This is a genomic window from Aeromicrobium sp. Leaf350 (assembly GCF_916858655.1).
Classification (GTDB): Bacteria; Actinomycetota; Actinomycetes; order Propionibacteriales; family Nocardioidaceae; genus Aeromicrobium.
Genome location: NZ_CAKASL010000002.1, coordinates 388,380 through 411,554 on the forward strand (window position 1 = coordinate 388,380; position 23,175 = coordinate 411,554).

General features: G+C 71.2%; 26 protein-coding genes. 20 read left to right on the forward strand and 6 right to left on the reverse strand.

Annotated features, from left to right (window positions below; translation table 11 throughout):
* The first annotated feature begins 2 nt into the window (after positions 1 to 2).
* Together dnaE and LO931_RS10820 are read left to right on the forward strand one after the other, a co-directional pair.
* Positions 3 to 3,569, forward strand: a complete 3,567-nt coding sequence (gene dnaE / locus LO931_RS10815) for a DNA polymerase III subunit alpha (RefSeq protein ID WP_229053607.1) — start codon at positions 3 to 5, stop codon at positions 3,567 to 3,569.
* Positions 3,566 to 4,126: a hypothetical protein gene (locus LO931_RS10820; protein WP_229053608.1), complete on the forward strand. Its 561-nt coding sequence runs from the start codon at positions 3,566 to 3,568 to the stop codon at positions 4,124 to 4,126. The genes dnaE and LO931_RS10820 overlap by 4 nt, the downstream gene beginning before the upstream one ends.
* On the opposite strand, the gene ybaK is transcribed toward LO931_RS10820, so the two are convergent.
* The gene (gene ybaK, locus LO931_RS10825) at positions 4,070 to 4,546 is read right to left on the reverse strand and encodes a Cys-tRNA(Pro) deacylase (RefSeq protein WP_229053609.1); all 477 of its coding nucleotides are present in this window, start codon (positions 4,544 to 4,546) and stop codon (positions 4,070 to 4,072) included. The two genes, LO931_RS10820 and ybaK, sit on opposite strands and share 57 nt — an antisense overlap.
* A complete protein-coding gene (locus LO931_RS10830; protein WP_229053610.1) occupies positions 4,543 to 5,724 on the reverse strand; it encodes a benzoate/H(+) symporter BenE family transporter in 1,182 nt (393 codons plus the stop codon). Before LO931_RS10830 ends, ybaK begins: the two co-directional genes overlap by 4 nt.
* Positions 5,725 to 5,764: 40 nt before the next feature.
* Here LO931_RS10830 and hisD point away from each other — a divergent pair, with 40 nt between their 5' ends.
* From hisD to LO931_RS10855, 5 genes are read left to right on the forward strand one after another with little or no spacing between them, the layout of a single operon-like run.
* Positions 5,765 to 7,078: a histidinol dehydrogenase gene (hisD, locus tag LO931_RS10835; RefSeq protein ID WP_370636101.1), complete on the forward strand. Its 1,314-nt coding sequence runs from the start codon at positions 5,765 to 5,767 to the stop codon at positions 7,076 to 7,078.
* Entirely contained in the window at positions 7,075 to 8,163 is a 1,089-nt protein-coding gene (locus LO931_RS10840) for a histidinol-phosphate transaminase (protein WP_229053611.1), read from the forward strand. The genes hisD and LO931_RS10840 overlap by 4 nt, the downstream gene beginning before the upstream one ends.
* On the forward strand, positions 8,160 to 8,792 hold the full coding sequence (gene hisB / locus LO931_RS10845; RefSeq protein WP_229053612.1) for an imidazoleglycerol-phosphate dehydratase HisB: 633 nt from the start codon (positions 8,160 to 8,162) through the stop codon (positions 8,790 to 8,792). The genes LO931_RS10840 and hisB overlap by 4 nt, the downstream gene beginning before the upstream one ends.
* On the forward strand, positions 8,792 to 9,436 hold the full coding sequence (gene hisH / locus LO931_RS10850; protein ID WP_229053613.1) for an imidazole glycerol phosphate synthase subunit HisH: 645 nt from the start codon (positions 8,792 to 8,794) through the stop codon (positions 9,434 to 9,436). Before hisB ends, hisH begins: the two co-directional genes overlap by 1 nt.
* 24 nt (positions 9,437 to 9,460) lie before the next feature.
* Positions 9,461 to 9,769, forward strand: a complete 309-nt coding sequence (locus LO931_RS10855) for a hypothetical protein (protein ID WP_229053614.1) — start codon at positions 9,461 to 9,463, stop codon at positions 9,767 to 9,769.
* Here the strand turns inward: LO931_RS10855 and LO931_RS10860 are convergent.
* Positions 9,762 to 10,469 (reverse strand): alpha/beta fold hydrolase, encoded by a 708-nt coding sequence (locus LO931_RS10860; RefSeq protein WP_229053615.1) that lies wholly within the window; start codon positions 10,467 to 10,469, stop codon positions 9,762 to 9,764. The genes LO931_RS10855 and LO931_RS10860 overlap by 8 nt on opposite strands.
* A 91-nt stretch (positions 10,470 to 10,560) precedes the next feature.
* Between LO931_RS10860 and priA the strand changes: the two genes are divergently transcribed.
* The 8 genes from priA to LO931_RS10900 are packed head-to-tail and all read left to right on the forward strand — an operon-like array spanning position 10,561 to position 17,328.
* On the forward strand, positions 10,561 to 11,295 hold the full coding sequence (priA, locus tag LO931_RS10865) for a bifunctional 1-(5-phosphoribosyl)-5-((5-phosphoribosylamino)methylideneamino)imidazole-4-carboxamide isomerase/phosphoribosylanthranilate isomerase PriA (RefSeq protein ID WP_229053616.1): 735 nt from the start codon (positions 10,561 to 10,563) through the stop codon (positions 11,293 to 11,295).
* Positions 11,292 to 12,053: an imidazole glycerol phosphate synthase subunit HisF gene (gene hisF / locus LO931_RS10870; protein WP_229053617.1), complete on the forward strand. Its 762-nt coding sequence runs from the start codon at positions 11,292 to 11,294 to the stop codon at positions 12,051 to 12,053. The genes priA and hisF overlap by 4 nt, the downstream gene beginning before the upstream one ends.
* Positions 12,050 to 13,861 (forward strand): ABC transporter ATP-binding protein, encoded by a 1,812-nt coding sequence (locus tag LO931_RS10875; protein WP_229053618.1) that lies wholly within the window; start codon positions 12,050 to 12,052, stop codon positions 13,859 to 13,861. The genes hisF and LO931_RS10875 overlap by 4 nt, the downstream gene beginning before the upstream one ends.
* On the forward strand, positions 13,854 to 15,686 hold the full coding sequence (locus LO931_RS10880) for an ABC transporter ATP-binding protein (RefSeq protein WP_229053619.1): 1,833 nt from the start codon (positions 13,854 to 13,856) through the stop codon (positions 15,684 to 15,686). Before LO931_RS10875 ends, LO931_RS10880 begins: the two co-directional genes overlap by 8 nt.
* Positions 15,683 to 16,021 carry a phosphoribosyl-AMP cyclohydrolase gene (gene hisI / locus LO931_RS10885; protein WP_229053620.1) on the forward strand — a complete coding sequence of 113 codons (339 nt, stop codon included), beginning with the start codon at positions 15,683 to 15,685 and terminating at the stop codon, positions 16,019 to 16,021. Before LO931_RS10880 ends, hisI begins: the two co-directional genes overlap by 4 nt.
* 1 nt (position 16,022) lies before the next feature.
* A complete protein-coding gene (locus LO931_RS10890; RefSeq protein ID WP_229053621.1) occupies positions 16,023 to 16,637 on the forward strand; it encodes a TIGR02234 family membrane protein in 615 nt (204 codons plus the stop codon).
* Between the two features lie 44 nt (positions 16,638 to 16,681).
* Positions 16,682 to 16,873: an HGxxPAAW family protein gene (locus tag LO931_RS10895; RefSeq protein WP_229053622.1), complete on the forward strand. Its 192-nt coding sequence runs from the start codon at positions 16,682 to 16,684 to the stop codon at positions 16,871 to 16,873.
* A gap of 2 nt (positions 16,874 to 16,875) precedes the next feature.
* Positions 16,876 to 17,328, forward strand: coding sequence for a DUF2752 domain-containing protein (locus LO931_RS10900; RefSeq protein WP_229053623.1), 453 nt, complete (start codon positions 16,876 to 16,878; stop codon positions 17,326 to 17,328).
* Between the two features lie 16 nt (positions 17,329 to 17,344).
* Here LO931_RS10900 and LO931_RS10905 read toward each other — a convergent pair whose 3' ends face one another.
* Positions 17,345 to 17,809, reverse strand: a complete 465-nt coding sequence (locus LO931_RS10905) for a DUF4190 domain-containing protein (RefSeq protein WP_229053624.1) — start codon at positions 17,807 to 17,809, stop codon at positions 17,345 to 17,347.
* A gap of 119 nt (positions 17,810 to 17,928) precedes the next feature.
* Here LO931_RS10905 and LO931_RS10910 point away from each other — a divergent pair, with 119 nt between their 5' ends.
* A complete protein-coding gene (locus LO931_RS10910; protein ID WP_229053625.1) occupies positions 17,929 to 18,417 on the forward strand; it encodes a hypothetical protein in 489 nt (162 codons plus the stop codon).
* Positions 18,418 to 18,483: 66 nt separating this feature from the next.
* On the opposite strand, the gene LO931_RS10915 is transcribed toward LO931_RS10910, so the two are convergent.
* Complete coding sequence (locus tag LO931_RS10915) at positions 18,484 to 18,870, reverse strand: DUF4190 domain-containing protein (RefSeq protein ID WP_229053626.1); 387 nt, start codon at positions 18,868 to 18,870, stop codon at positions 18,484 to 18,486.
* Between the two features lie 54 nt (positions 18,871 to 18,924).
* Positions 18,925 to 19,305 carry a DUF4190 domain-containing protein gene (locus LO931_RS10920; protein WP_229053627.1) on the reverse strand — a complete coding sequence of 127 codons (381 nt, stop codon included), beginning with the start codon at positions 19,303 to 19,305 and terminating at the stop codon, positions 18,925 to 18,927.
* 127 nt (positions 19,306 to 19,432) lie between these two features.
* On the opposite strand from LO931_RS10920, the gene trpC reads away from it, so the two are divergent.
* The 4 genes from trpC to lgt all read left to right on the forward strand — a co-directional run bounded on the left by trpC (position 19,433) and on the right by lgt (position 23,167).
* On the forward strand, positions 19,433 to 20,239 hold the full coding sequence (gene trpC / locus LO931_RS10925) for an indole-3-glycerol phosphate synthase TrpC (RefSeq protein WP_229053628.1): 807 nt from the start codon (positions 19,433 to 19,435) through the stop codon (positions 20,237 to 20,239).
* A 62-nt stretch (positions 20,240 to 20,301) separates the two neighbouring features.
* Positions 20,302 to 21,450, forward strand: coding sequence for a tryptophan synthase subunit beta (trpB, locus tag LO931_RS10930; RefSeq protein WP_370636124.1), 1,149 nt, complete (start codon positions 20,302 to 20,304; stop codon positions 21,448 to 21,450).
* Entirely contained in the window at positions 21,447 to 22,244 is a 798-nt protein-coding gene (gene trpA, locus LO931_RS10935; RefSeq protein ID WP_229053630.1) for a tryptophan synthase subunit alpha, read from the forward strand. Before trpB ends, trpA begins: the two co-directional genes overlap by 4 nt.
* A complete protein-coding gene (gene lgt, locus LO931_RS10940; RefSeq protein ID WP_229053631.1) occupies positions 22,241 to 23,167 on the forward strand; it encodes a prolipoprotein diacylglyceryl transferase in 927 nt (308 codons plus the stop codon). Before trpA ends, lgt begins: the two co-directional genes overlap by 4 nt.
* Positions 23,168 to 23,175: the final 8 nt, after the last annotated feature.

Below are 23,175 nucleotides of genomic sequence, written 5' to 3' on the forward strand. Positions count from 1 at the left end.
CGATGCCGAGTGACTCGTCCTTCGTGCACCTGCACGTCCACACCGAGTACTCGATGCTCGACGGAGCGTCCTTGCTGGACGGCCTGTTCGAGCGCACCGCCGGACTCGGCATGCCGGCCATCGCGATGACCGACCACGGCAACCTCCACGGCGCCTACGACTTCTGGTCGAAGGCGCGCCAGCACGGGGTCAAGCCCATCATCGGCCTCGAGGCGTACCTCACGCCCGGCACGCACCGCTCCGAGCGGCGCCGGGTCCGCTGGGGCAAGGGCGACTCCGAGGAGGAGGGCGGCAACGACGTCTCGGGCGGTGGCTCGTACACCCACATGACGATGCTCGCCACGAGCACCGAGGGCATGCACAACCTGTTCCGCATGTCGTCGCGCTCGAGCCTCGAGGGCTACTACTTCAAGCCGCGCGCCGACCGCGAGCTGCTCAACCAGTACGCCAAGGGCATCATCGCCACCACGGGCTGCCCGTCGGGCGAGATCCAGACCCGCCTGCGCCTGCGCCAGTACGCCGAGGCCCGGGCCGCCGCAGCCGAGTTCCAGGACATCTTCGGCAAGGAGAACTTCTTCCTCGAGCTGATGGACCACGGCCTCTCGATCGAGAAGGTCGTGCGCGACGACCTCCTGCGCCTCGGCAAGGAGCTCGGCATCCCGCCGGTGGCGACCAACGACTCGCACTACAACAACCCCGAGGACGCCGACGCCCAGGAGGCGCTGCTCTGCGTCAACTCCGGCAGCCGCCTCTCCGAGCCCACGTACGCGCAGGGTGGCAAGCGCTTCGCCTTCGACGGCGGTGGCTACTACATCAAGTCGGCCCAGGAGATGCGTTCCCTCTGGGAGGACTCCTACGGCATGAAGGAGGCGTGCGACAACACGCTCCTGATCGCCGAGCGCTGCGACATGGAGTTCAGCGAGAACACCGGCGGCTACATGGCCAAGGCCGACGTCCCGGCAGGCCACGACGAGGAGTCCTGGTTCGTCGAGGAGGTGTGGCGAGGCATCGAGGCCCGCTACCCCGGTGACGCGCTCACCGACGCCGTCCGCGCGCGCGTCGAGATGGAGCTCGACGTCATCAAGACCAAGGGCTACTGCGGCTACTACCTCGTGGTCGCCGACTTCATCAACTGGTCGAAGGAGAACGGCATCCGCGTCGGCCCGGGTCGTGGCTCAGGCGCCGGCTCCATCGCGGCGTACGCGCTGCGCATCACCGACCTCTGCCCGTTGACCCACGGCCTGATCTTCGAGCGGTTCCTCAACCCCGAGCGCCCGTCGATGCCCGACTTCGACATCGACTTCGACGAGCGTCGCCGCGGCGAGGTCATCAACTACGTCTCGCGCAAGTACGGCTCGGAGCGCGTCGCGCAGATCGCCACGTTCGGCCGCATCAAGTCCAAGCAGGCCATCAAGGACGCCACGCGCGTGCTCTCCTACGACTTCCCGCTCGGCGAGAAGATCACCAAGGCGCTGCCCGCCGACATCATGGGCAAGGGCGTGCCGCTCGGCGACCTCTTCAACGACCAGCACGCGCGCTACAACGACGCCAAGGAGTTCCGCGAGATGCACTCGCAGGACGCCGAGGTCCGCACGATCTACGACACCGCGCTCGGCCTCGAGGGCCAGATCCGCCAGTGGGGCGTGCACGCGGCCGGCGTCATCATGAGCAGCGAGCCGCTCATCGACATCGTGCCCATCATGCGGCGCGACCAGGACGGCGCGATCATCACGCAGTTCGACTACCCGATGTGCGAGGCGCTCGGGTTGGTCAAGATGGACTTCCTGGGCCTGCGCAACCTCACGGTCCTCGACGACGCCCTCGAGAACATCCGCCTGAACCGGGGCGAGGAGGTCGTGCTCGAGGAGCTGGAGTTCACCGACCAGGCCACCTACGACCTGCTGTCCCGCGGCGACACGCTCGGGGTCTTCCAGCTCGACGGCGGTCCGATGCGTGCCCTGCTGCGCAGCATGCGCCCCGACAAGTTCGAGGACATCTCGGCCGTCGGTGCCCTCTACCGTCCGGGCCCGATGGGCGCCGACTCGCACAACAAGTACGCGCGGCGCAAGAACGGTCGCGAGCCGATCGAGCCCATCCACCCCGAGCTCGAGAAGCCGCTCGAGACGGTCCTGGGCGAGACGTACGGCCTGATCGTGTACCAGGAGCAGGTCATGGAGATCGCTCAGGTGCTGGCGGGGTTCAGCCTGGGCCAGGCCGACAACCTGCGTCGCGCCATGGGCAAGAAGAAGAAGTCCGAGCTCGACAAGCAGTACGCCGGGTTCCAGGGCGGCATGCTCGAGCGCGGCTACTCCCAGCAGGCCATCACGGCGCTGTGGGAGATCCTGCTGCCGTTCTCCGACTACGCCTTCAACAAGGCCCACTCCGCCGCCTACGGCGTCATCAGCTACTGGACCGCCTACCTCAAGGCCAACTACCCGGCCGAGTACATGGCGGCACTCCTCACGAGCGTGCGCGGCGACAAGGACAAGTCCGCCATCTACCTCAGCGAGTGCCGCCGCCTCGGCATCCAGGTGCTGCCGCCCGACGTCAACGAGTCGCAGGCCAACTTCGCCTCGGTCGGCACCGACATCCGCTTCGGCCTGACCGCCATCCGCAACGTCGGCGAGAACGTCGTCGGCGGCATCATCGAGGCGCGCGAGGAGAAGGGCGCGTACGTCGACTTCGCCGACTTCCTCGACAAGGTGCCGCTCACGGTCTGCAACAAGCGCGTGCTCGACTCGCTCATCAAGGCCGGGGCGTTCGACTCGATGAAGCACGGCCGCCGTGCGCTGGTCACGATCGCCGAGGAGGCCGTCGACCAGCACCTCGACCTCAAGCGCAACGCCGCGATCGGTCAGGACTCCCTGTTCGGCGGGCTCGACGACGACTCCGGTGGCGGCGTCACGATCACGATCCCGCCCGTGCCGGAGTGGGACAAGACCCAGCTGCTGGCGTTTGAGCGCGACATGCTCGGCCTGTACGTCTCCGACCACCCGCTGCTGGGGCTCGAGCACGTGCTCCAGGCCAGCCGCGACGTCTCGATCGTCGACCTGGTCACCGACACCGAGCGGGCCGACGGCTCGATGGTCAAGCTCTGCGGACTCATCACCGGGGTCCAGCGACGCCTGTCCAAGAAGGGCGACACGTGGGCCTCGGTCACGATCGAGGACCTCGAGGGCTCGATCGAGGTCATGGTCTTCCCGGCCGCCTACGCGCTGGCGGCAGACGTGCTCCGCAACGACACCGTGGTCGCGGTCAAGGCCCGCGTGCGGCGCAAGGACGAAGGCATCGACCTGATGGCCACCGAGGTCACGATGCCGGCCATGAGCACCGGCGGCAGCGAGATGCCCATCGCCGTCACCATGCCGGTGGCACGCTGTACCGCAGACATGATCGCGCGATTCAAGCAGGTTCTCGGTGCCCACCCCGGGGCGAGCGAGGTGCACCTGCGCCTCGTCGGCTCCTCGGGCACCCGTGTCATGCGCCTGGACAAGGCCTATCGCGTGACGCAGTCGTCGGCGCTCATCGCCGACCTCAAGGAGCTCCTCGGCCCGAACTGTCTCGCATGAGGTGGCCGCTGACCGCGCTCGTCACGACGGTGCTCGCCGGTGTCGCCGGCGCCGTGGCCTGGTCGCAGATCGCCGACCCGGCGCGCTGGACCGTGGCCGAGCAGGGGCTGCAGATGGACCAGGTGGCCGTCGCGGCCCAGTTCGGCGTCACGCTGACCTTCGTGTTCGTCGCCGTCGTCGGAGGCCTGGTGCTCGGGTTCCTGCTGGGCGTGCTGGCCCGACCGGTGTCGTGGCCGCTCGTGCCGATCGCTGCGGTCGCCGGCGTGGTCGCCACCCTCATCAGCTGGCAGCTCGGCCTGTTGTGGGGCCCGCCCGATCCCAGCTCGGTCACCGGACTGGCGCAGGGCGACACCGTGCCCGACGTCCTCGCCCTGACGTTCCCGGCGGCATTCCTCGCCTGGCCCATCGCGACCATCGCCGGGCTGCTGCCCGGTGTCGCGCTCAACCCGGCGGCCCGTGCCGAGGCGAAGGACGACGAGCTCCGGTGGCAGGCGGCCGTCTCAGCGGCCGATGCCCGCCACGATCCCTTCGGTGAGGGCGATCAGGTCCGTCGCTGACAGCTCGAGGTCGAGCCCGCGCCGGCCTCCGGAGACCAGCACGGTGTCCCAGAGCTCGGCCGTCTCGTCGACGACCGTGCGGTGCCGTCGCTTCTGGCCGAGCGGCGAGATGCCGCCGAGCACGTAGCCGGTGGCCCGCTGGGCGGCGCTCGGGTCGGCCATCGAGGCCCTCTTGCCGCCGAGGGCGGCTGCGGCAGCCTTGAGGTCGACCGTGCAGCTGACCGGCACGACGGCGACGGCGAGCGCGCCGTCGACGTCGATCATGAGGGTCTTGAAGACCCGGTCGGGGTCGATCCCGAGCGCCTCGGCCGCCTCCAGGCCGTACGACGTCGCGCGCGGGTCGTGCTCGTACGTGTGCAGCGTGTGAGCGACCCCCGCAGCGCGGACCGCCTCGGTGGCCGGGGTGCCGGTGCTCGTCATACGGGCTCCTCCGTGCGGGGCCGCTCGATGCCCCAGCGGACGGCGAGCCCGAGCACGAGGGCCCAGAACGCGCCGCCGACGCCCAGGATCGTCAGCCCGGAGGCGGCGACCAGGAAGGCGACGGCCGAGCTGGTGCGGTGCTCGGCGTCGTCGAGGGCGCCCTTGAGCGCCGCGGCGAAGGCCGCGAGCAGGGCGAGCCCCGCGACGGACTCGACGATCCCGGGGGCGGCGGCCTCGGAGAGCGCCACCAGGGCTCCGGACAACGGTCCAAGCACGAGGTACGCGATGCCGGCCGTAGCCGCCGCGATCCAACGGCGATCTCTCGGGCCGGCACCGTCTCCCGCGGTCAGGGCTGCCGACAGGGCCGCGAGGTTCATCGCGTGCCCGCCGAGCGGAGCGACCACCGCGGTGCCCGCACCCGCCGCCACCATGCTCGGCGTCCAGGGCACGCGGTAGCCGTAGGACGACATCACGGCCACGCCCGGGATGTTCTGCGACGCCATCGTCACGACGGTCAGCGGCACGGCGATACCGACGACGGCGGCCACGGTGAACGTCGGCGAGGTCCAGGTCAGGGCGGGCACCAGCTCGCTGCGCGGCACGGACGCCCCGGAGGCCGCGAGGTCGGTCGCCATGACGACGAGGGCGACACCGAAGGCGATCGGCACGGCCCAGGTCGGGACCCAGCGGGTCGCCAGCAGCCAGACGACGAGGATCGGGGCGATCAGGGCGGGGGAGTCGGCCACGGCGACGAACGGGGCGAGGCAGAGCTGCAGCAGGACCCCGCCGAGCATCGCCTGGGCCAGGGGCACCGGGATGCGCCCGATGAGGCGACCGAGGGCCGGGACCAGGCCGGTCAGCGCGAGGAGCACGCCGGTGACGAGGAAGGCGCCGACCGCGGCGGCCCAGCCGCCCTCGACGGTCCCGGTGCTCACGAGCAGGGCGGCGCCGGGCGTCGACCACGCGAACGACAGCGGCAGGCGGGTCCAGGTGGCCAGCACGAGCATCACGAGACCGAACACGAGGCACAGCGCCAGCAGGCCGCTGGCCGCCTGCGCCTGGTCGGCCCCGACGGCCCGCAGACCCGCGATCACGACTGCGAAGGAGGACGTGAACCCGACCAGGGCGGCCACGAGTCCGGCCACGACGGGCTGGCGCAGGGAGGGTGCGTCTGACACGGGGCGCAGCCTACGCCGCCGCTTCCGTAGACTTCAGCCCGTGATGCGACGTCTCGACCTGCGCCAGTTGACCCCCGAGCCCCAGGAACGGGCGTCGGTCTACGGCCATGCGGTGCCGCGGGCCGAGGTCGACGTGGAGCAGGCGCTCGAGGCGGTCCGTCCGATCTGCGAGGACGTCCGTGAACGCGGCGTCGAGGCCGTCCTGGACGCCGGAGAGCGGTTCGACGGCGTGCGACCGTCCCAGCTGCGGGTTCCCGCCGACGTGCTGGCCGCCGCGCTCGAGGGTCTCGATCCCGAGATCCGGGCCGCGCTCGAGGTCTCGATCGAGCGGCTGCGCGTCACGTGCGAGGCCGAGCTCGAGCACAGCGTCACGACGACCGTCGCCGACGGCGCGGTCGTCGAGCGCCGCATCGTGCCGATGCAGCGCGTCGGTCTCTACGTCCCGGGCGGCCTGGCTCCGCTCGTCAGCACCGTGGTCATGAACACGGTGCCCGCCCAGGTCGCCTGCGTCACCGGCATCGCGCTCGCCAGCCCGCCCAGCAAGCACCACGACGGCTGGCCGCACCCCTCGATCCTGGCGGCGTGCGCGCTGCTCGGCGTCGACGAGGTCTACGCCGCCGGAGGCGCGCAGGCGCTCGCGCTGCTGGCGTACGGCGGAGGCGAGTGCGCCCCGGTCAACCTGATCACGGGCCCGGGCAACATCTACGTCGCGGCCGCCAAGCGGTACCTGCAGGGCACCGTCGCGATCGACTCCGAGGCCGGCCCGACCGAGATCGCGATCATCGCCGACGTCTCGGCCGACGCCGAGCTCGTCGTCGCCGACCTGATCAGCCAGGCCGAGCACGACCCGATGGCCGCCTCGGTGCTCATCACCGACAGCGAGGACCTCGCCGACCGTGTCGACGCCGCCCTGCCCGCCCAGGTGACCGCTGCCCGGCACGTCGATCGCATCCGCACCGCGCTGTCGGGCCCGCAGTCCGCCACGGTCCTGGTGCGTGACGTCGACCAGGCCGTCGACGTGGCCAACGCGTACGCCGCCGAGCACCTGGAGATCCAGACGGAGGACGCCTCGGCCGTCGCCGAGCTGATCGTCAACGCCGGTGCGGTGTTCGTCGGGTCGTTCAGCCCGGTGTCGCTCGGTGACTACGCGGCCGGCTCCAACCACGTGCTGCCGACGGCGGGCTGTGCCTGCCACTCGTCGGGACTGTCGGTGCGGGCGTTCTGCAAGAACATGCAGGTCATCACGTACTCCGAGGGCGCGCTGCGTGAGGTCGGTCCGCACGTCGTGACGCTGGCGGAGGCCGAGAACCTGCCGTCGCACGGCGCGGCGGTCACCGTCCGGATCTCCCAATGAGCGTGCCTGAGTGGGTCCCGCTGCGTGACGAGCTGCGGGGGGAGGAGCCGTACGGCGCGCCGCAGATCGACGTGCCGGTGCGCCTCAACACCAACGAGAACCCCTACGGCCCGAGCGAGACGGTGGCCGGCGACGTTGCCACGTCGGTCAGGGCCGCGACGCTGGGGCTCAACCGCTATCCGGACCGTGAGGCGTGGGGCCTGCGCACCGCGCTGGCGGCCTACCTGTCGCGCGAGACCCCTGGCATCGAGGCGGCGGGGGTGTGGGCCGCCAACGGCTCGAACGAGGTGATGCAGCAGATCCTCCAGGCCTTCGGGGGCCCCGGGCGCACGGCGCTGTCGTTCGCGCCGACCTACTCGATGTATCCCGAGTACGCGCGCAACACCCACACGCGCTGGGTCGCGGGTCAGCGTCGTGAGGACTTCGGCATCGATGCCGAGTCCGCCGTGGCCCTGATCGAGGCCGAGCGCCCGGACGTCGTGTTCCTCACCTCGCCCAACAACCCGACCGGCACCTCGCTCGATCCCGCTCACACGCGGGCCGTTCTGGAGGCGGCCCCTGGCCTCGTGGTGGTCGACGAGGCCTACGCGGAGTTCCGGAGGGCAGGGACGCCGTCGGCGCTGGAGCTGCTGGCGGAGTTCCCGCGGCTCGTCGTGACACGCACGATGAGCAAGGCCTTCGCGCTGGCCGGCGGCCGGCTCGGATACCTCGCGGCCGACCCCGCCATCGTCGACGCGCTGCGCATCGTGCGGCTCCCGTACCACCTGTCGTCGGTCACGCAGGCCACTGCGGAGGCGGCGCTGCGGCACACCGACGAGCTGCTGGCCCAGGTCGACGCGCTGCGCGTCGGGCGCGACCGCTCGGCCGAGCGACTGCGGGATGCGGGCTTCCGCGTCGCCGAGTCCGACGCGAACTTCATCCTGTTCGGGACCTTCGAGGACCGGCACGCCGTCTGGCAGGCCCTCGTCGACCGCGGCGTCCTGATCCGGGAGACCGGCCCCCTAGGATGGCTGCGCGTCTCGATCGGCACGCCGGACGAGATGGATGCGTTCCACACAGCCCTCCAGGAGGTGACCACGACATGAGCCACAGCGCCGACACCGCCCCCGAGCGCGGACCCCGCCGTGCTCGGATCGAGCGAAAGACCTCCGAGTCCCACGTCGTCGTCGAGGTCGACCTCGACGGCACCGGACACCACGACATCTCCACGGGCGTCGGCTTCTACGACCACATGCTCACCGCGCTGTCGCGTCACTCCCTGATCGACCTCGCCGTGCGCACGGAGGGCGATCTGCACATCGACGCCCACCACACGGTCGAGGACACCGCGATCGCGATCGGCGACGCGTTGCGCGAGGCCCTGGGCGACAAGTCCGGCATCCGTCGCTACGGCACGGCCACCGTGCCGCTCGACGAGGCCATCGCCACGTGCACCGTCGACGTGTCCGGACGCCCCTACTTCGTGCACACCGGCGAGCCCGAGCGACAGATCACCGTGGTGATCGGTGGCCAGTACTCCGGCTCGCTGACCTCACACGTGTTCGAGTCGATCGCGCACCACGCGGGTCTCACGCTGCACATGACACTGACCTCGGGGCGCGACCCGCACCACATCGCCGAGTGCCAGTTCAAGGCACTGGCGCGCGCGCTGCGCGAGGCCGTCGAGATCGACCCGCGCGAGACGGGCATTCCCTCCACGAAGGGTGCGCTGTAGTGCCGGTCTCGATCGCGGTCCTCGACTACGGGTCGGGGAACGTGCGTTCCGCCGTGCGCGCGGTGGAGCGTGCCGGTGAGGCCCGCGGCTGCACCGTCACGCTGACCGCCGACCCGACCCTGGCGTACGAGGCCGACGGACTGCTCGTGCCGGGCGTCGGTGCGTTCGAGGCATGCATGAACGGGCTGTCGGCGGTCGACGGCGAGCGGCTCATCGAGCGTCGACTCATCGCGAACCGTCCGGTGCTCGGCATCTGCGTGGGGATGCAGATCCTGTTCGCCGAGGGCATCGAGCACGGCGTGCGCACGGCCGGGTGCGGTGAGTGGCCTGGCACCGTCGAGCGGCTGCAGGCGCCGATCGTGCCGCACATGGGCTGGAACACCGTCGAGCCGCCCGCGGGCTCGCGCATGTTCGCGGGCCTGGCGGACGAGCGGTTCTACTTCGTGCACTCCTACGGCGTCAGGTCGTGGGAAATCACGCCGGGTGGTCCGGTCAAGCAGCCCGAGGTCACGTGGACCGGCTACGAGGGCGATCGCTTCGTCTCGGCCGTCGAGCACGGTCCGCTGTGGGCCACGCAGTTCCACCCGGAGAAGTCCGCCGACGCAGGCCGCCGACTCCTCGAGAACTGGATCGCGACGCTCTAGCCGATCGCGGCCTACGCTTCACGGATGAGCGAGCCCGAGCCGACGCGTCCTCGCTCGGTGGTGCGCGAGACCGTGGCCCTGGTGCTGCTGGTCGTGTGGGTGTCCGGCCCGTTCCTGGTGGTGATCGGCGGGCTGTCGAGCACCAGCTTCGACGGAGACCCGGTGGCCTCGGGCGACTACGTGCTGTGGCGGACGGTCATGTGGGTCGGCATCGCGCTGACCCTGGTGGGCCCGGGAGTCGTCTGGATGCTCTCGCGCACGACCGCCTTCCGGGTCGCAGCAGGCCTCGAGATGGTGGTCGCCGTCGTGCTGGTGGTGACGGCACTCAGCTGATCGCGTCGGCGATGGCCCGACCCAGGTCGTCGGGACGCGAGAACTGGGGCCAGTGGCCCGTGGGGAGCTCGACGTACGTGAGGTCGCGCACCTTCGGGAGCTCGGCCACCTCGTCCTCGCCCGCCGCGACGAACTCGTCGATCTGCTGCTGCGTGAAGGTCGAGAGGATGACCGTGGCCGGGACGTCGTAGCGTCGCTCGTCGGAGAGCTGCTGCACGTCGGTGGCGGCCGCGGAGGGGTGGGGCACGGCCCGTGCACGGAACGCGGCGAGCGCGCTGTCGTCGAGACCGTCGAGGTCCTTGGCGTCGGTGCCGCCCCAGAGGTCCCACGGCGGAAGCGGGGTGTCAGCGGCCGCCGCGGGCAGGTTCGCGTTGGTGGCCAGGCCGTGGGGGATGGGCACCGAGTCGACGTAGACGGCCCGGGCCACGCGGTCGGGCCGCTGGTCGACGGCCGCGTGGATGACGGTGCCGCCGCCGCTGTGCCCCACGAGCACGACCGGCTCGTCGTGGCGGTCGATCTCGGCCACGACGGCGGCGACGTGCTGGGCCAGCCCGACGCCGGACCGGTCGGCCTCGGCGGACTCCAGGCCCGGCAGGGTCAGCGGCACCGCGGTGTGGCCGGCCTCGACGATCGGTGGGAGGGTGTCGTTCCACGAGTCGGCCTGCAGCCAGAACCCGGGCACGAGGATCACGGTGGTCATGCCGCCGACGCTACGACCGCCCACCGACAACCCACCACCCTCGGCTCACCGCCCAGCGGGGGCGGGAGGGCTCAGCGATAGGCTCGCGGGCGTGAGTGACTACCTGGAGCTGCTGCCCGCCGTCGACATCAAGGGTGGTCAGGCCGTCCAGCTGGTGCAGGGCGTCGACGGGTCGGAGAAGGCGTTCGGCGACCCGATCGAGGCTGCGCTGCGATGGCAGGAGGCCGGCGCCGAGTGGCTCCACCTGGTCGACCTGGACGCCGCGTTCGGCCACGGCCAGAACCGCGAGCTGCAGGCCGAGATCGTCGGCCGCCTCGACATCCAGGTCGAGATGTCCGGTGGCATCCGCGACGACGAGTCGCTCGAGGCCGCGATGGCGACGGGTTGCCGGCGCGTGAACATCGGCACCGCCGCGCTCGAGCAGCCCGAGTGGTGCGCGAAGGCCATCGCGACCTGGGGCGACCGGGTGGCGATCGGCCTCGACGTCCGCGGCACGACCCTTGCGGCCCGCGGCTGGACCCGCGACGGCGGCGACCTCTACGAGACCCTCGCTCGCCTCGACGGGGAGGGCTGCGCCCGCTACGTCGTCACGGACGTCAACAAGGACGGCATGCTGCAGGGCCCCAACCTCGACCTGCTGCGCGACGTCTGCTCCCGCACGGACCGCCCGGTCGTCGCCTCCGGCGGTGTCACCACGCTCGACGACATCAAGGCCCTCTCGGGCCTCGTGCACCTCGGGGTCGAGGGCGCGATCGCGGGCACCGCGCTCTACACGGGCCAGTTCACGCTCGAGGAGGCGCTCGCGCTCACCAAGGGCGCCGTGTGAGCCTCGCCGTCCGTGTCATCCCGTGTCTCGACGTCGACGCGGGCCGCGTCGTCAAGGGCGTCAACTTCGTCGACCTGCGCGACGCGGGTGACCCCGTCGAGATGGCGCGCGTCTACGACGCCGCCGGTGCCGACGAGCTGACCTTCCTCGACATCACGGCCTCCAGCGGCGACCGCAGCACGACCTACGACATCGTCGGCCAGACCGCCGAGCAGGTCTTCATCCCGCTCACCGTCGGCGGCGGCGTGCGCACGCCCGACGACGTCGATCGCCTGCTGCGCGCCGGCGCCGACAAGGTCGGCATCAACACCGCCGCGATCGCGCGCCCCGACGTGATCGGCGAGATCTCGCGGCGGTTCGGCAACCAGGTGCTCGTGCTCAGCGTGGACGCACGCCGCGCGCCCGACCAGCCGAGCGGCTTCGAGGTCACGACCCACGGAGGTCGCCAGAGCGCCGGGATCGACGCCGTCGCGTGGGTGCGTCAGGCCAGTGAGCTGGGCGCGGGCGAGATCCTGCTGAACTCGATGGACGCCGACGGCACGAGACAGGGCTTCGACCTGGAAATGATTCGGGCGGTCCGCAGCGTTACACAAGTGCCACTGATCGCCAGTGGCGGCGCCGGGAAGCTCGAACACTTCCCCCCAGCGGTCGAGGCCGGCGCCGACGCCGTGCTCGCCGCCAGTGTGTTCCACTTCGGGAGCCTGACCATCCAGGACGTGAAGAGCACCTTGCGCGCCGCCGGCCACACCGTTCGATGACGACCTCCCTGGACAACCTCGGAGGCACTGACACCACCGACCTGACCCGTCGGGGCTTCCGTGTGCTCGGCATCGGCATCGGCCGTCAGAAGGCCCTGTTCACGCTGTCGATCGTGTTCTCGGTGCTGTTCGGCGCCACGACCGTCGCCGACGCCTGGGTGCTCGGCTGGGCCACCGACCACGTGATCCGGCCGTCGTTCGAGGACGGCGACGTGGCCACCGGCGCACTCGTCACGGGCGTCCTGCTGTTCATCAGCGTGTCGATCCTGCGGATGATCGGCGTCGTCGGGCGGCGCCTCGTCGGCGGCATCGTGTTCTACCGCCTCGTCGCGGGCGATCGTCGCCGCGTCACCCGGAAGTACCTGAGGCTTCCGGTCTCCTGGCACCAGGCGCACCCCACGGGTCAGCTGCTGTCCAACGCCAACGCGGACGTCGAGGCCATCTGGAGCGTCTTCATGCCGCTGCCGATGGCGATCGGCGTCATCGCGATGCTGGTCGTCGCAGTTGCCACGATGCTGGCCGCCGACCTGGTGCTCACGCTCGTGGGACTGGTGGTCTTCCCGCTCCTGTTCGTCCTCAACGTGGTCTACCAGCGCCGTCAGGGCCCCCGCATGGCCCAGGCGCAGAGCCTGCGCGGTGACGTCTCGTCCGTCGCGCACGAGTCCTTCGACGGCGCACTCGTGGTGAAGTCGCTGGGCCGCGAGGACGAGGAGACCGCCCGGTTCGCCAGCGCGTCGGAGGAGCTGCGCGACGCGAACATCGCCGTGGGGCGCGTGCGTGCGGTGTTCGAGCCGGTGCTCGAGGCCCTGCCCAGCATCGGCGTGCTGCTGGTCGTGCTGCTCGGCATCGGCCGCATCGAGTCCGGCGCCACCGACCCGGGTGACGTCGTCCAGATCGCCTACCTGTTCACGATCGTCGCGATGCCGGTGCGGGCGATCGGCTGGGTGCTGGCCGAGCTGCCGCGCACGGTCGTCGGCTGGGACCGCGTGCGGGGCGTGCTCGACGACCCGACCCGCTTCCCGTACGGCACCGCTGACCTGCCCGGATCCGGCCCCGTCGGGCTGCGCACCGAGGGTCTCGGGTTCGCCTACGAGCCCGGCGAGCCGGTGCTCGCCGACCTCGACCTCGAGATCACGCCCGGCAGCGTCACGGCCGTCGTGGGGTCCACGGGCAGCGGCAAGAGCACGCTCGCGTCGCTCGTCACCCGGCTCCTCGACGCCGATGAGGGCCAGGTCCTGCTCGACGGCCGACCGGCGCCCGACATCGACCACGACGAGCTCGCGGCAGCGGTCGCGCTCGTGCCGCAGGCGACCTTCCTCTTCGACGACACCGTGCGCAGCAACGTGACGCTCGACGCCGAGATCAGCGACGAGGCCGTCTGGGACGTCCTGCGCACGGTGCAGGCCGACCGTTTCGTCGAGGCCCTGCCCCAGGGGCTCGACACGCAGCTGGGGGAGCGGGGCACGTCCCTGTCGGGCGGCCAGCGCCAGCGACTCTCCCTGGCCCGCGCCCTGGTGCGCGACCCGCGGCTGCTGGTGCTCGACGACGCCACCAGTGCGCTCGACCCCGCCGTCGAGCAGCGCATCCTGCGGGCGCTCGCCGAGCGGTCGCAGGGCGAGGGCGGCCCCACCGTCCTGGTCGTGGCGTACCGGAAGGCCACGATCGCGCTGGCCGACCAGGTCGTGCACCTGGCCGACGGGCGGATCGCCGACCGCGGCACCCACGCCGAGCTGCGCGAGAGGTCCGCGGCGTACCGCGACCTCGTCGATGCGTACGACCAGGCCCGGGAGGAGGTCGACCATGAGTGAGAAGAAGAAGTCCGACCCGCGCGAGGGCAGCCTCCGCATCATCCGGCGCGGCCTCTCGCTGAGCCCGGCCATCGTCGAGGGCTGGCGGCGCACCGTGCTGCTGGCCCTGCTCGGGACCGCCGGCAGCTCGCTCGTGCCGATCGTCGTCCAGCGCTCCGTCGACTCCGGCCTCGGCGACACGCAGGGTGGGGTCGACTCCGGTCGCATCGTGCTGGTCGTGGTGCTCGCGGCCGTCCTGCTGGGTGTCTCGGGGGTCGCGAGCTGGGCCGCGAAGGTCCGCATCTTCACGGGCACCGAGCGTGGTCTCACGCAGCTGCGCGTGCGCGCCTTCCGCCACGTGCACGACCTGTCGATGCTCACGCAAAACACGCAGCGTCGGGGATCGCTCGTCTCCCGGGTGACCTCCGACATCGACCAGATCTCGCTGTTCCTGCAGTCGACCGGCATGATCCTGGTGCTGAGCGCCGGCCAGATGCTGGTGGCCACGGTCGTGATGGCCTTCCTGTCGTGGCAGCTCACGCTCGTCGTGATCGGCGTCTTCATCCCGCTGGCGCTGAGCCTGAAGATCTTCGCCGAGCGGATGTCGATCGCGTACGACCGCGTGCGCCAGACGGTCGCCGACCTCCTCACCACGATCGCCGAACCGGTCGTCGGTGCCTCGGTCGTGCGCTCCTACGCGATCGAGCGCCGCACCCAGCAGCGCATCGACGACGCCATCCAGACCAACTACCGGTCGAACGTCAAGGCCCAGACCATCGTCTCGGTGACGTTCGCGTCGGCCATCCTGGTCGGCGGCGTCGCCAACGCCGCGGCGCTGGGCGTCGGCGTCTGGCTGGGCGTCGTCGGCGACCTGTCGATGGGCACGGTCATCGCGTTCATCTTCCTCATCACGCTGTTCGTGGGTCCGGCGCAGATGGCGACGCAGGTCATCACCGAGGCGCAGAACGCGGTCGCGTCGTGGCGTCGTGTCATCGAGCTGCTGGAGACGCCGGCCGACGTCGTCGACCCGGGGCCGGGCGTCGCCGCCCTGCCGACGGGCGACCTCGGGGCGCGCTTCTCCGCCGTGCGGTTCGCCTATCCCGAGGGCCCCACCGTGCTGGCCGACCTCGACGTCACGATCGAGCCGCGACAGCGCGTCGCCGTCGTGGGGGAGACGGGGTCGGGCAAGACCACGTTCGCCAAGCTGCTCACCCGCCTCATGGACCCCGTCGAGGGCACCGTCTCTCTCGGGCGTGACGACCAGTGGGCCGACATCGCCCAGGTCTCGTTCGCCGACCTGCGCCGGCACGTCGTGATGGTGCCGCAGGAGGGCTTCCTGTTCGACTCCTCCCTCGCCGAGAACCTCCGGTACGGACGCCGCTCGGCGACCGACGCCGAGCTCGTCGCCGCGATCGGCGACCTCGGCCTGGTCGACTGGTTCGAGGCGCTGCCGCGGGGCCTCGAGACCCGCGTCGGCCAGCGGGGCGAGTCGCTGTCGGCGGGGGAGCGCCAGCTCGTCGCGCTCGTGCGCTCGGCGCTCGCCGACCCCGCGTTCCTCGTGCTCGACGAGGCCACCAGCGCCGTCGACCCGCAGACCGAGCTGCGGGCCACCCGCGCGCTCGAGGTGCTGCTCGACGGCCGCACCAGCGTCACGATCGCGCACCGCCTCTCGACCGCCGAGAACGCCGACCGCGTGCTGGTGTTCGACGCAGGACGTCTGGTCGAGGACGGATCCCACGCCGACCTCGTCGACGCCGGAGGGGTGTACCAGCGACTTCACGCCAGCTGGGTCGCCCAGGCCTCCCTCGGCGGGGGCGTCACCCCGGCTGGGACACTGGCACCGTGACTTCACTGGATGCTGCGATCTCGTCGAGGCTGAAGCGGGACGCGAACGGGCTCGTCGCCGCCGTCGTCCAGGACGCCGACTCGCGCGACGTGCTCATGGTCGGCTGGATGGACGACGAGGCACTGCACCGCACGCTCACGACCGGTGCCGCCACCTTCTGGAGCCGCAGCCGGGGCGAGTACTGGGTCAAGGGCGAGACGTCCGGCCACACGCTCGCCGTGCGGGAAGTGCGCCTGGACTGCGACGGCGACACGGTGCTCGTGACGGCCGTGCCCGCGGGTCCGACGTGCCACACCGGCGCCACCACCTGCTTCGACGCCGACCGGCTGCTCTGACGTGGCGCTCTCGAACCCCCGTCGCTGGTACGGCCCGACCGTGCTCGGCGTCCTCGCCGCCGGGGGCGGCGCCTTCGTCGCCGGACGCCGGACGTGGGTCACCACCACGCTGGGTGACGGCCAGGGCGCCGGCGCCACGATCCTGACCAAGGGCTCGGACGTGAGCCCGCTGGTGCCGGGCCTCGCCATCGTCGTGGTGGCCGCAGCGCTGGCGGTGCTGGCCTCCAGCGGCTGGTTCCGCCGGGTCGTCGGGGCGCTGATCGTGGTCTCGGCCGTCGGTGGCGTCGTCGCGACCCGTACCGATCCTGACGGTGTCGTCGACGCGGCCGTGCAGGAGAGCGTGGCGTTCGGCCAGGGCGTCGACGTCACGTCGGTGACCCACCAGGGCCCCTGGCTCGCGGCCGCCGCCTTCGCTGTGGCCGCGCTGCTCGGCCTGCTCGTGATCCGCTACGGGGCGGCCTGGCCGACCATGAGCAGCCGCTACGACGCGCCGACGGCGGGTACGGCACCGGTCGCTGCCGATCCCGACGGCTCCGACCTCTGGAAGGCGATGGACGCGGGAGTCGACCCGACCGAGTCGGATGCTGACCGCGAGGACCCCACCGGCGACCGGTAGGCTGACCCCGTCCTCCCGATCGATACCGCCAGGAGAATTCGCCCATGTCGCACGGATCCTCGCCCGCTGCCTGGACCGCCGTCCTGCTCGCCCTCCTCGGCACCACGATCGGTGGCATCGGCCTCGTGCCCGAGCCCAACTGGGTCGTCTTCACGATCGGTTGCGTGCTCGCGGTCCTCGCCGGCCCGGTCGGTCTGATCATGTCCAAGTCCGGTCGCGGCGCGAAGAGCCACTGACGATGTCGCAGGCGGTCCTGCCGCCTTCACCGCCCGGGTCGCCTCGGGCGGAGCGCTCGCGCGCCGAGCTCGTCCGGGTGCCGCTCGCGATCGGCGCCGCCGGTGCTGCTGCGATCGTGGCTCTGCACTTCCGCGATCCTCACGCCTCGGGCTCCTGGGGCTTCTGCCCGTTCCTGCTGGTCACGGGTGAGCCGTGCCCGGCCTGCGGTGGTCTGCGCGCGATGAACGACCTCACGCGCGGCGACGTCGCGGCCGCCCTCAGCAGCAACGCCGCCGCCGTGGTCTTCGTGGTCGTGATGGGCGTGGCCTGGGTGCTCTGGGTCGTGCGCCGCTGGCAGGGTCAGGACGTCCCCTGGATCCGGCTGTCGAAGCCGTGGGCGATCGCGGCCGCGGTCTGCATGGCCGCCTTCGCGATCCTGCGGTACACCCCGTGGGGCGTCGGGCTCCGGCCCTGACGCCCCGTCGCTCCGCTCAGTAGTCCCAGGACGGGTCGCCGAAGCCCTCGGTCGCGAAGACGAGGATGAGGAACCCGACGATCAGCAGGTTGAGGACCAGTCCGACGATGCCGGTCACCAGGCCCGCGACGGCGAACCCGCCGCCCTCCTGCTGACCGTTGGAGGCCGCGATCTCCTTGCGGGCGATGACGCCCAGGACGATCGCGGGGATGCCCATCGCGAATCCGCCGATGTAGAAGCACGCCGTGCCGAAGATGGAGACGATCCCGAGCACCATCGCCCAGATCGCCTTCTGGCTCGTGGTGCGCTGGACGTAGTACGGATACATCGGCTGCTGGTACCCGTAGGCCTGCGGCGGGTAGTAGCCCTGCGGCGGGTAGGGCTGCTGCGGCGGCTGGGCGTGCTGGTCGGGCTGGGCGTAGGGGTTCGGCGGGGCGGGCTGCTCGGGCTGCTCGGGCTGGTCCGGCTCGTGCGTCGACATGGCAGGACCGTAGTGGATCGCGGTGTCGAGCAGGCGCGAAGAGGTGCATCCGCCCAGCTTCTGCGAGACGATCGGGCCGGGCCGCATGGCCCTACTCCCGAGATCGAGAGGACCGTCCGATGGAGCCCTACCCCGCTGGACCCGAGCAGCCGTACGTCCCGCCGACGAAGGGACCGGCCCCCGCGTCCGTCCAGACGGCCGTCAAGCTGATCTGGGTCAACGTCGGCCTCAGCGTGCTCTCGACGATCCTCACGATCGTCTTTCTCGACGACCTCGTCCACGACCTCGTCAACGGGGGCGACGGCACGATCAGCGACGACACCGCGCGGGTCAGCGTCATCGTGGGCGCCGTCGTCGGCATCGCGTTCGGCGTCGGCATCGCGATCCTGTTCATCTACTTCCTGAACAAGGGCGCCAACTGGGCCCGCATCGTCTACTCGGTGCTGACCGGTCTGGGCATCCTCTTCGGGATCTACGGCCTGTTCGGCAGCCAGCCGGTCGCGCTCCTGCTGCTCGGGATCGTCAGCCTCGTCGTCAGCGTCGCCGTGCTGGTCTTCCTCTGGCGGCCTGACAGCAACGCGTTCTACACGGCGCCCCAGCCGCGCTGAGCCGCCGACGAACGAAGAACGGGTGCCGGACCGAGGTCCGGCACCCGTTCTTCGTCGTGGGGTGGATCAGGCGAACGCGTTGTCCAGCGCGCCGGTCAGGACCAGGAGCAGGTACGCCGCCCAAAGGACAAGACCGATGATGCCGAGGATGAAGCCCGCCTTGGCGAGTCCCTCACCGCTCTGCGTGCCGTTGGAGCTGCGGATCTCCTGCGTCGCCATGCGGCTGAACACGATGGCGAGGATGCCGGTCACCAGGCCGAAGCAGAAGAAGCTGACGATGCCGAGGACCAGCGAGGCCGTGGCCTTGCCGTTGGTCTTCTGCGGAGCGCCGTACCCACCCGGAGCCTGGGGCGGGTAGCCACCGGGAGCCTGGGGCGGGTAGCCGCCCTCGGGAGGCGGCGTGGAGCCGTAGCTGGGAAGGTCCGAGGAGCTGTTCGGGTCGTTGGTCGACATGCTCGGGAGACTAGTGGACGTCGCGTGGGTCGGCATCCGCTCCGCAGATGGCCGTCAGTACGTCTCGAACGTGAACTCGGCGCTGCCCGTCGCGAGCAGGATGCCCCAGAGGATGGCTCCGAGGACGAACAGGATCGACGAGACCAGGCCCAGGATCCAGCCGGCCGTGGCCAGCCCGGCACCTGACTGGGTGCCCTGCGACTGCTCGATCTCGCGCTTCGCCTTGCGCCCCACGATGAAGGCCGGGATGCCGGTGAACGGGCCACAGCACACGAACGCCAGGATGCCGAGGACCAGCGCGACCACGGCCTTGCTGTTGTTCTGGGCCGGCATCCCGTATCCGCCGGGTGCCTGGGGCGGGTAGCCACCCGTGGGAGGCGGCGTGGAGCCGTAGCTGGGCAGGCCGGCGTTGCTGTTCGGATCGCTGGTCGACATGCACGGGAGAGTAGTGGAGATCCCGCCCCAGGGCACCCGTGCGGGAACGACCCCGGCGCGGGTTTACGCTAAGGCGAGCCCCTCGTGCCACGAGGTGGCCCGATCGACCGAAGCCCGAGGAGGTGCCATGTCCGTACTCGACGAGATTCTCGCCGGCGCAGCCGCCGACCTCGAGGAGCGCATGGCCGTCACGACGCTCGACGACCTCAAGGCCAAGGCGGCACGTCAGCCCGAGGCGCGCGACCCGATGCCGGCCTTCCGTGCCGAGGGCGTCTCGGTCATCGCCGAGGTCAAGCGGTCCAGCCCCAGCAAGGGCGCCCTCGCGACGATCACCGATCCCGCGTCGCTCGCGGCCGACTACGCGGCCGGCGGCGCGGCCGCCATCAGCGTGCTCACCGAGCAGCGCCGCTTCGGCGGCACCCTCGACGACCTTCGCGCGGTGCGTGGCACGGTCGACGTCCCGGTGCTGCGCAAGGACTTCATCACGACCTCGTACCAGCTGTGGGAGGCCCGTGCCGCGGGCGCCGACATGGCCCTGCTCATCGTGGCCGCCCTCGAGCAGAACGCGCTCGTCAGCCTGATCGAGCGCGCCGTCTCGATCGGCCTGACGCCGCTCGTCGAGGTGCACGACGAGGAGGAGGTCGACCGCGCCGTGGGTGCGGGAGCCGACCTCATCGGCGTCAACGCCCGCAACCTCAAGACCCTCGAGGTCGATCGCGGCACGTTCGCGCGCCTCGCCCCGCGCATCCCGTCGACCGCCGTGTCGGTGGCCGAGTCGGGCGTGCGCGGTCCGCACGACGTCATCGAGTACGGCCGTCACGGTGCCAACGTGGTGCTCGTGGGCGAGACCCTCGTGCGCGACGACGACCCGCGAGCCTCCGTCGCCGACCTGGTCGCCGCCGGTTCGCACCCCGCCCTGCAGCACAGGAGCTGACGCTGGTGAGTGCAGTCCTCCCCGACGGCCCCGGACACTTCGGCCGCTTCGGTGGTCGTTTCATGCCCGAGGCACTGATCGCCCCGCTCGACGAGATCACCCGGGAGTGGGAGGCCGCGCAGGTCGACCCCGTCTTCCAGGCCGAGCTCGCCCGCATGCTGCGCGAGTACGCCAACGTGCCGAGCCCGATGTACGAGGCGCACCGCTTCAGTGCTGCGGTGGGTGCCCGCATCCTGCTCAAGCGCGAGGACCTCAACCACACCGGCGCCCACAAGATCCGCAACGTGATCGGCCAGGCGCTGCTCGCGAAGCGCATCGGCAAGCCGCGCTGCATCGCCGAGACCGGTGCCGGGCAGCACGGGGTCGCCTCGGCCACGGCCTGCGCGTACCTCGACCTGGAGTGCACCGTCTACATGGGCGAGGTCGACACCGAGCGCCAGGCGCTGAACGTCGCCCGCATGCGCATGCTGGGCGCCGAGGTCATCCCCGTCACGACCGGCAGCCGCACGCTGAAGGACGCCATCAACGAGGCGTTGCGCGACTGGGTCACGACCGTCGACACGACGCACTACCTCTTCGGCACCGCTGCCGGGCCGCACCCGTTCCCGTCGATGGTGCGCGAGCTGACCCGTGGCATCGGTGACGAGTCGCGCGCCCAGGTGCTCGAGCTCGACGGCCGCCTCCCGGACGCCGTCGTGGCGTGCGTCGGCGGCGGGTCGAACGCGATCGGCATGTTCACGGCGTTCGTGCCCGACGAGCAGGTGCGCCTGGTGGGCATCGAGGCCGGTGGTGACGGCGTCGAGACCGGCCGCCACGCCGCCACCATCACCGGCGGTCAGGTCGGCGTGCTGCACGGGGCCCGTTCGTTCCTGCTGCAGGACGACGACGGCCAGACGATCGAGTCGCACTCCATCAGTGCCGGCCTCGACTACCCGGGCGTCGGGCCCGAGCACGCCTATCTCGCCGAGACCGGCCGCGCGCAGTACGTGCCGGCCACCGACGACGCCGCGATGTCGGCCTTCGCCCTGCTCTGCAAGACCGAGGGCATCATCCCGGCGATCGAGTCCGCGCACGCGCTGGCCGGGGCGATCGACCTCGCCCAGGAGCTCGGTCCTGACGCCACGATCCTCGTGAACCTCTCGGGCCGTGGCGACAAGGACGTGCACACCGCGGCCGAGTACTTCGGCCTGCTGGCCGAGGACCGCCCGTGACGCTCATCGACGACCTCTTTGCGCGCACGCGCGCCGAGAACCGCGCCGCCCTGGTCGGCTACCTGCCGGCCGGCTTCCCGACGGTCGAGCAGTCCAAGCGCGCCATCGCCACCCTGGTCGAGAACGGTGTCGACCTGGTCGAGGTGGGGCTGCCCTACAGCGACCCGGTGATGGACGGTCCCACGATCCAGGCCGCCGCCGAGACCGCGCTGGCGGGCGGCACCAAGGTCGACGACGTCATCGAGGTCGTGCGGGCCACGGCGGCCCTCGGGGTGCCGACGGTCGTCATGACCTACTGGAACCCTGTCGAGCGCCGCGGCGTCGACCTCTTCTCCAGCCTGCTCGCGGACGCCGGGGGAGCCGGCCTCATCACGCCCGACCTCATCCCCGACGAGGGCGCCGAGTGGGACCGCGCCTCGCGCGCCCACGGTCTCGACCGCATCTACCTCGTGTCGCCGTCGTCGACCGACGAGCGCATGGCGCTGACCGCCGAGGCGGCCAGCGGATTCATCTACGCCACGGCCGTGATGGGCGTTACGGGCCAGCGCACCGAGACCTCCAGCCTCGCGCCGGAGCTGGTCGCCCGCCTCCGTGCGGTCACCGACAAGCCGATCGGCGTGGGCCTCGGCGTCAGCAACGGCGCCCAGGCCGCCGAGGTGGCCGCGTTCGCCGACGCCGTCATCGTGGGGAGCGCCCTCGTACGCTGCCTCCTGGACGCCGAGGACGAGCAGCAGGGCCTCGACGCGCTGGCGGCCCTGACCCGAGACCTGCGTGCCGGAATGGAGCGATCGTGAACTTCGTGACCTACATCCCCAGCCCCGAGACGGGCGTCTGGGAGATCGGTCCCTTCCCGCTCCGTGCCTACGCGCTCGGCATCATCATCGGTGCCCTGCTCGCGATCTGGATCGGTGAGCGCCGGTTCCAGGCGCGCGGCGGCCAGGAGGGCGTCATCGCCGACGTCGCGATCTGGGCCATCCCGTTCGGCATCGTGGGCGCCCGCCTGTACCACGTGGCCACCGACCCGGAGCTCTACTTCGCCGAGGGGCGCAGCGCGATCGACGCGCTCAAGATCTGGCAGGGCGGTCTCGGCATCTGGGGCGCCATCGCCGGCGGTGCCATCGGCGCGATCATCGCCGCGAAGCGCTCCGGCGTGTCGTTCTCGGCGGTCGCCGACGCGGTCGCCCCGGGACTGCTCGTCGCGCAGGCGGTCGGCCGGCTCGGCAACTACTTCAACCAGGAGCTCTTCGGCAAGCCGACGACGCTCCCGTGGGGGCTCGAGATCGATCCGGGCAACCGTCCGCTCGACTACATCCAGTACGCGACGTTCCACCCGACGTTCCTCTACGAGCTGCTCTGGAACCTCGCAGCCGCGGCGCTGCTGGTCTACCTCGACAAGAAGTACCGCTTCACGGGCGGCCGGGCGTTCTGGCTCTACGTCATGCTCTACACCGCGGGGCGCTTCTGGATCGAGCAGCTGCGCATCGACGACGTCAACGAGATCGGGTTCTGGCGCCTCAACGTCTGGACCTCGCTGATCGTGTTCGCGGTCGCGACGTTCCTCTTCCTCCGCTCGCGCGGCGCGGCAGGCGGCGACGTCGAGAAGTCGGGTGACACGACCGACGCCGAGACCTCGGACGACGTCGAGGTCGACAGCTCCGTCGACGACGACTCCCCCTCGGCCGACGCCGACGCGCCGCGTCGCCCCGACACGCCCTGACCATGTGG

What these genes read in the sequence shown, in the direction of transcription:
- LO931_RS10840 (WP_229053611.1), top strand. Translation starts at nt 7,075, where the DNA reads ATGAGCGTGCCTGAGTGGGTCCCGCTGCGTGACGAGCTGCGGGGGGAG.
- LO931_RS10895 (WP_229053622.1), top strand. Translation starts at nt 16,682, where the DNA reads ATGTCGCACGGATCCTCGCCCGCTGCCTGGACCGCCGTCCTGCTCGCC.
- ybaK (WP_229053609.1), bottom strand. Translation starts at nt 4,546, where the DNA reads ATGACGAGCACCGGCACCCCGGCCACCGAGGCGGTCCGCGCTGCGGGG.
- LO931_RS10860 (WP_229053615.1), bottom strand. Translation starts at nt 10,469, where the DNA reads ATGACCACCGTGATCCTCGTGCCCGGGTTCTGGCTGCAGGCCGACTCG.
- LO931_RS10920 (WP_229053627.1), bottom strand. Translation starts at nt 19,305, where the DNA reads ATGTCGACCAGCGATCCGAACAGCAACGCCGGCCTGCCCAGCTACGGC.
- LO931_RS10855 (WP_229053614.1), top strand. Translation starts at nt 9,461, where the DNA reads ATGAGCGAGCCCGAGCCGACGCGTCCTCGCTCGGTGGTGCGCGAGACC.
- trpB (WP_370636124.1), top strand. Translation starts at nt 20,302, where the DNA reads ATGCCCGAGGCACTGATCGCCCCGCTCGACGAGATCACCCGGGAGTGG.
- LO931_RS10910 (WP_229053625.1), top strand. Translation starts at nt 17,929, where the DNA reads ATGGAGCCCTACCCCGCTGGACCCGAGCAGCCGTACGTCCCGCCGACG.
- LO931_RS10880 (WP_229053619.1), top strand. Translation starts at nt 13,854, where the DNA reads ATGAGTGAGAAGAAGAAGTCCGACCCGCGCGAGGGCAGCCTCCGCATC.
- dnaE (WP_229053607.1), top strand. Translation starts at nt 3, where the DNA reads ATGCCGAGTGACTCGTCCTTCGTGCACCTGCACGTCCACACCGAGTAC.
- LO931_RS10875 (WP_229053618.1), top strand. Translation starts at nt 12,050, where the DNA reads ATGACGACCTCCCTGGACAACCTCGGAGGCACTGACACCACCGACCTG.
- LO931_RS10820 (WP_229053608.1), top strand. Translation starts at nt 3,566, where the DNA reads ATGAGGTGGCCGCTGACCGCGCTCGTCACGACGGTGCTCGCCGGTGTC.
- LO931_RS10905 (WP_229053624.1), bottom strand. Translation starts at nt 17,809, where the DNA reads ATGTCGACGCACGAGCCGGACCAGCCCGAGCAGCCCGAGCAGCCCGCC.
- trpC (WP_229053628.1), top strand. Translation starts at nt 19,433, where the DNA reads ATGTCCGTACTCGACGAGATTCTCGCCGGCGCAGCCGCCGACCTCGAG.
- LO931_RS10900 (WP_229053623.1), top strand. Translation starts at nt 16,876, where the DNA reads ATGTCGCAGGCGGTCCTGCCGCCTTCACCGCCCGGGTCGCCTCGGGCG.
- hisB (WP_229053612.1), top strand. Translation starts at nt 8,160, where the DNA reads ATGAGCCACAGCGCCGACACCGCCCCCGAGCGCGGACCCCGCCGTGCT.
- LO931_RS10915 (WP_229053626.1), bottom strand. Translation starts at nt 18,870, where the DNA reads ATGTCGACCAACGACCCGAACAGCTCCTCGGACCTTCCCAGCTACGGC.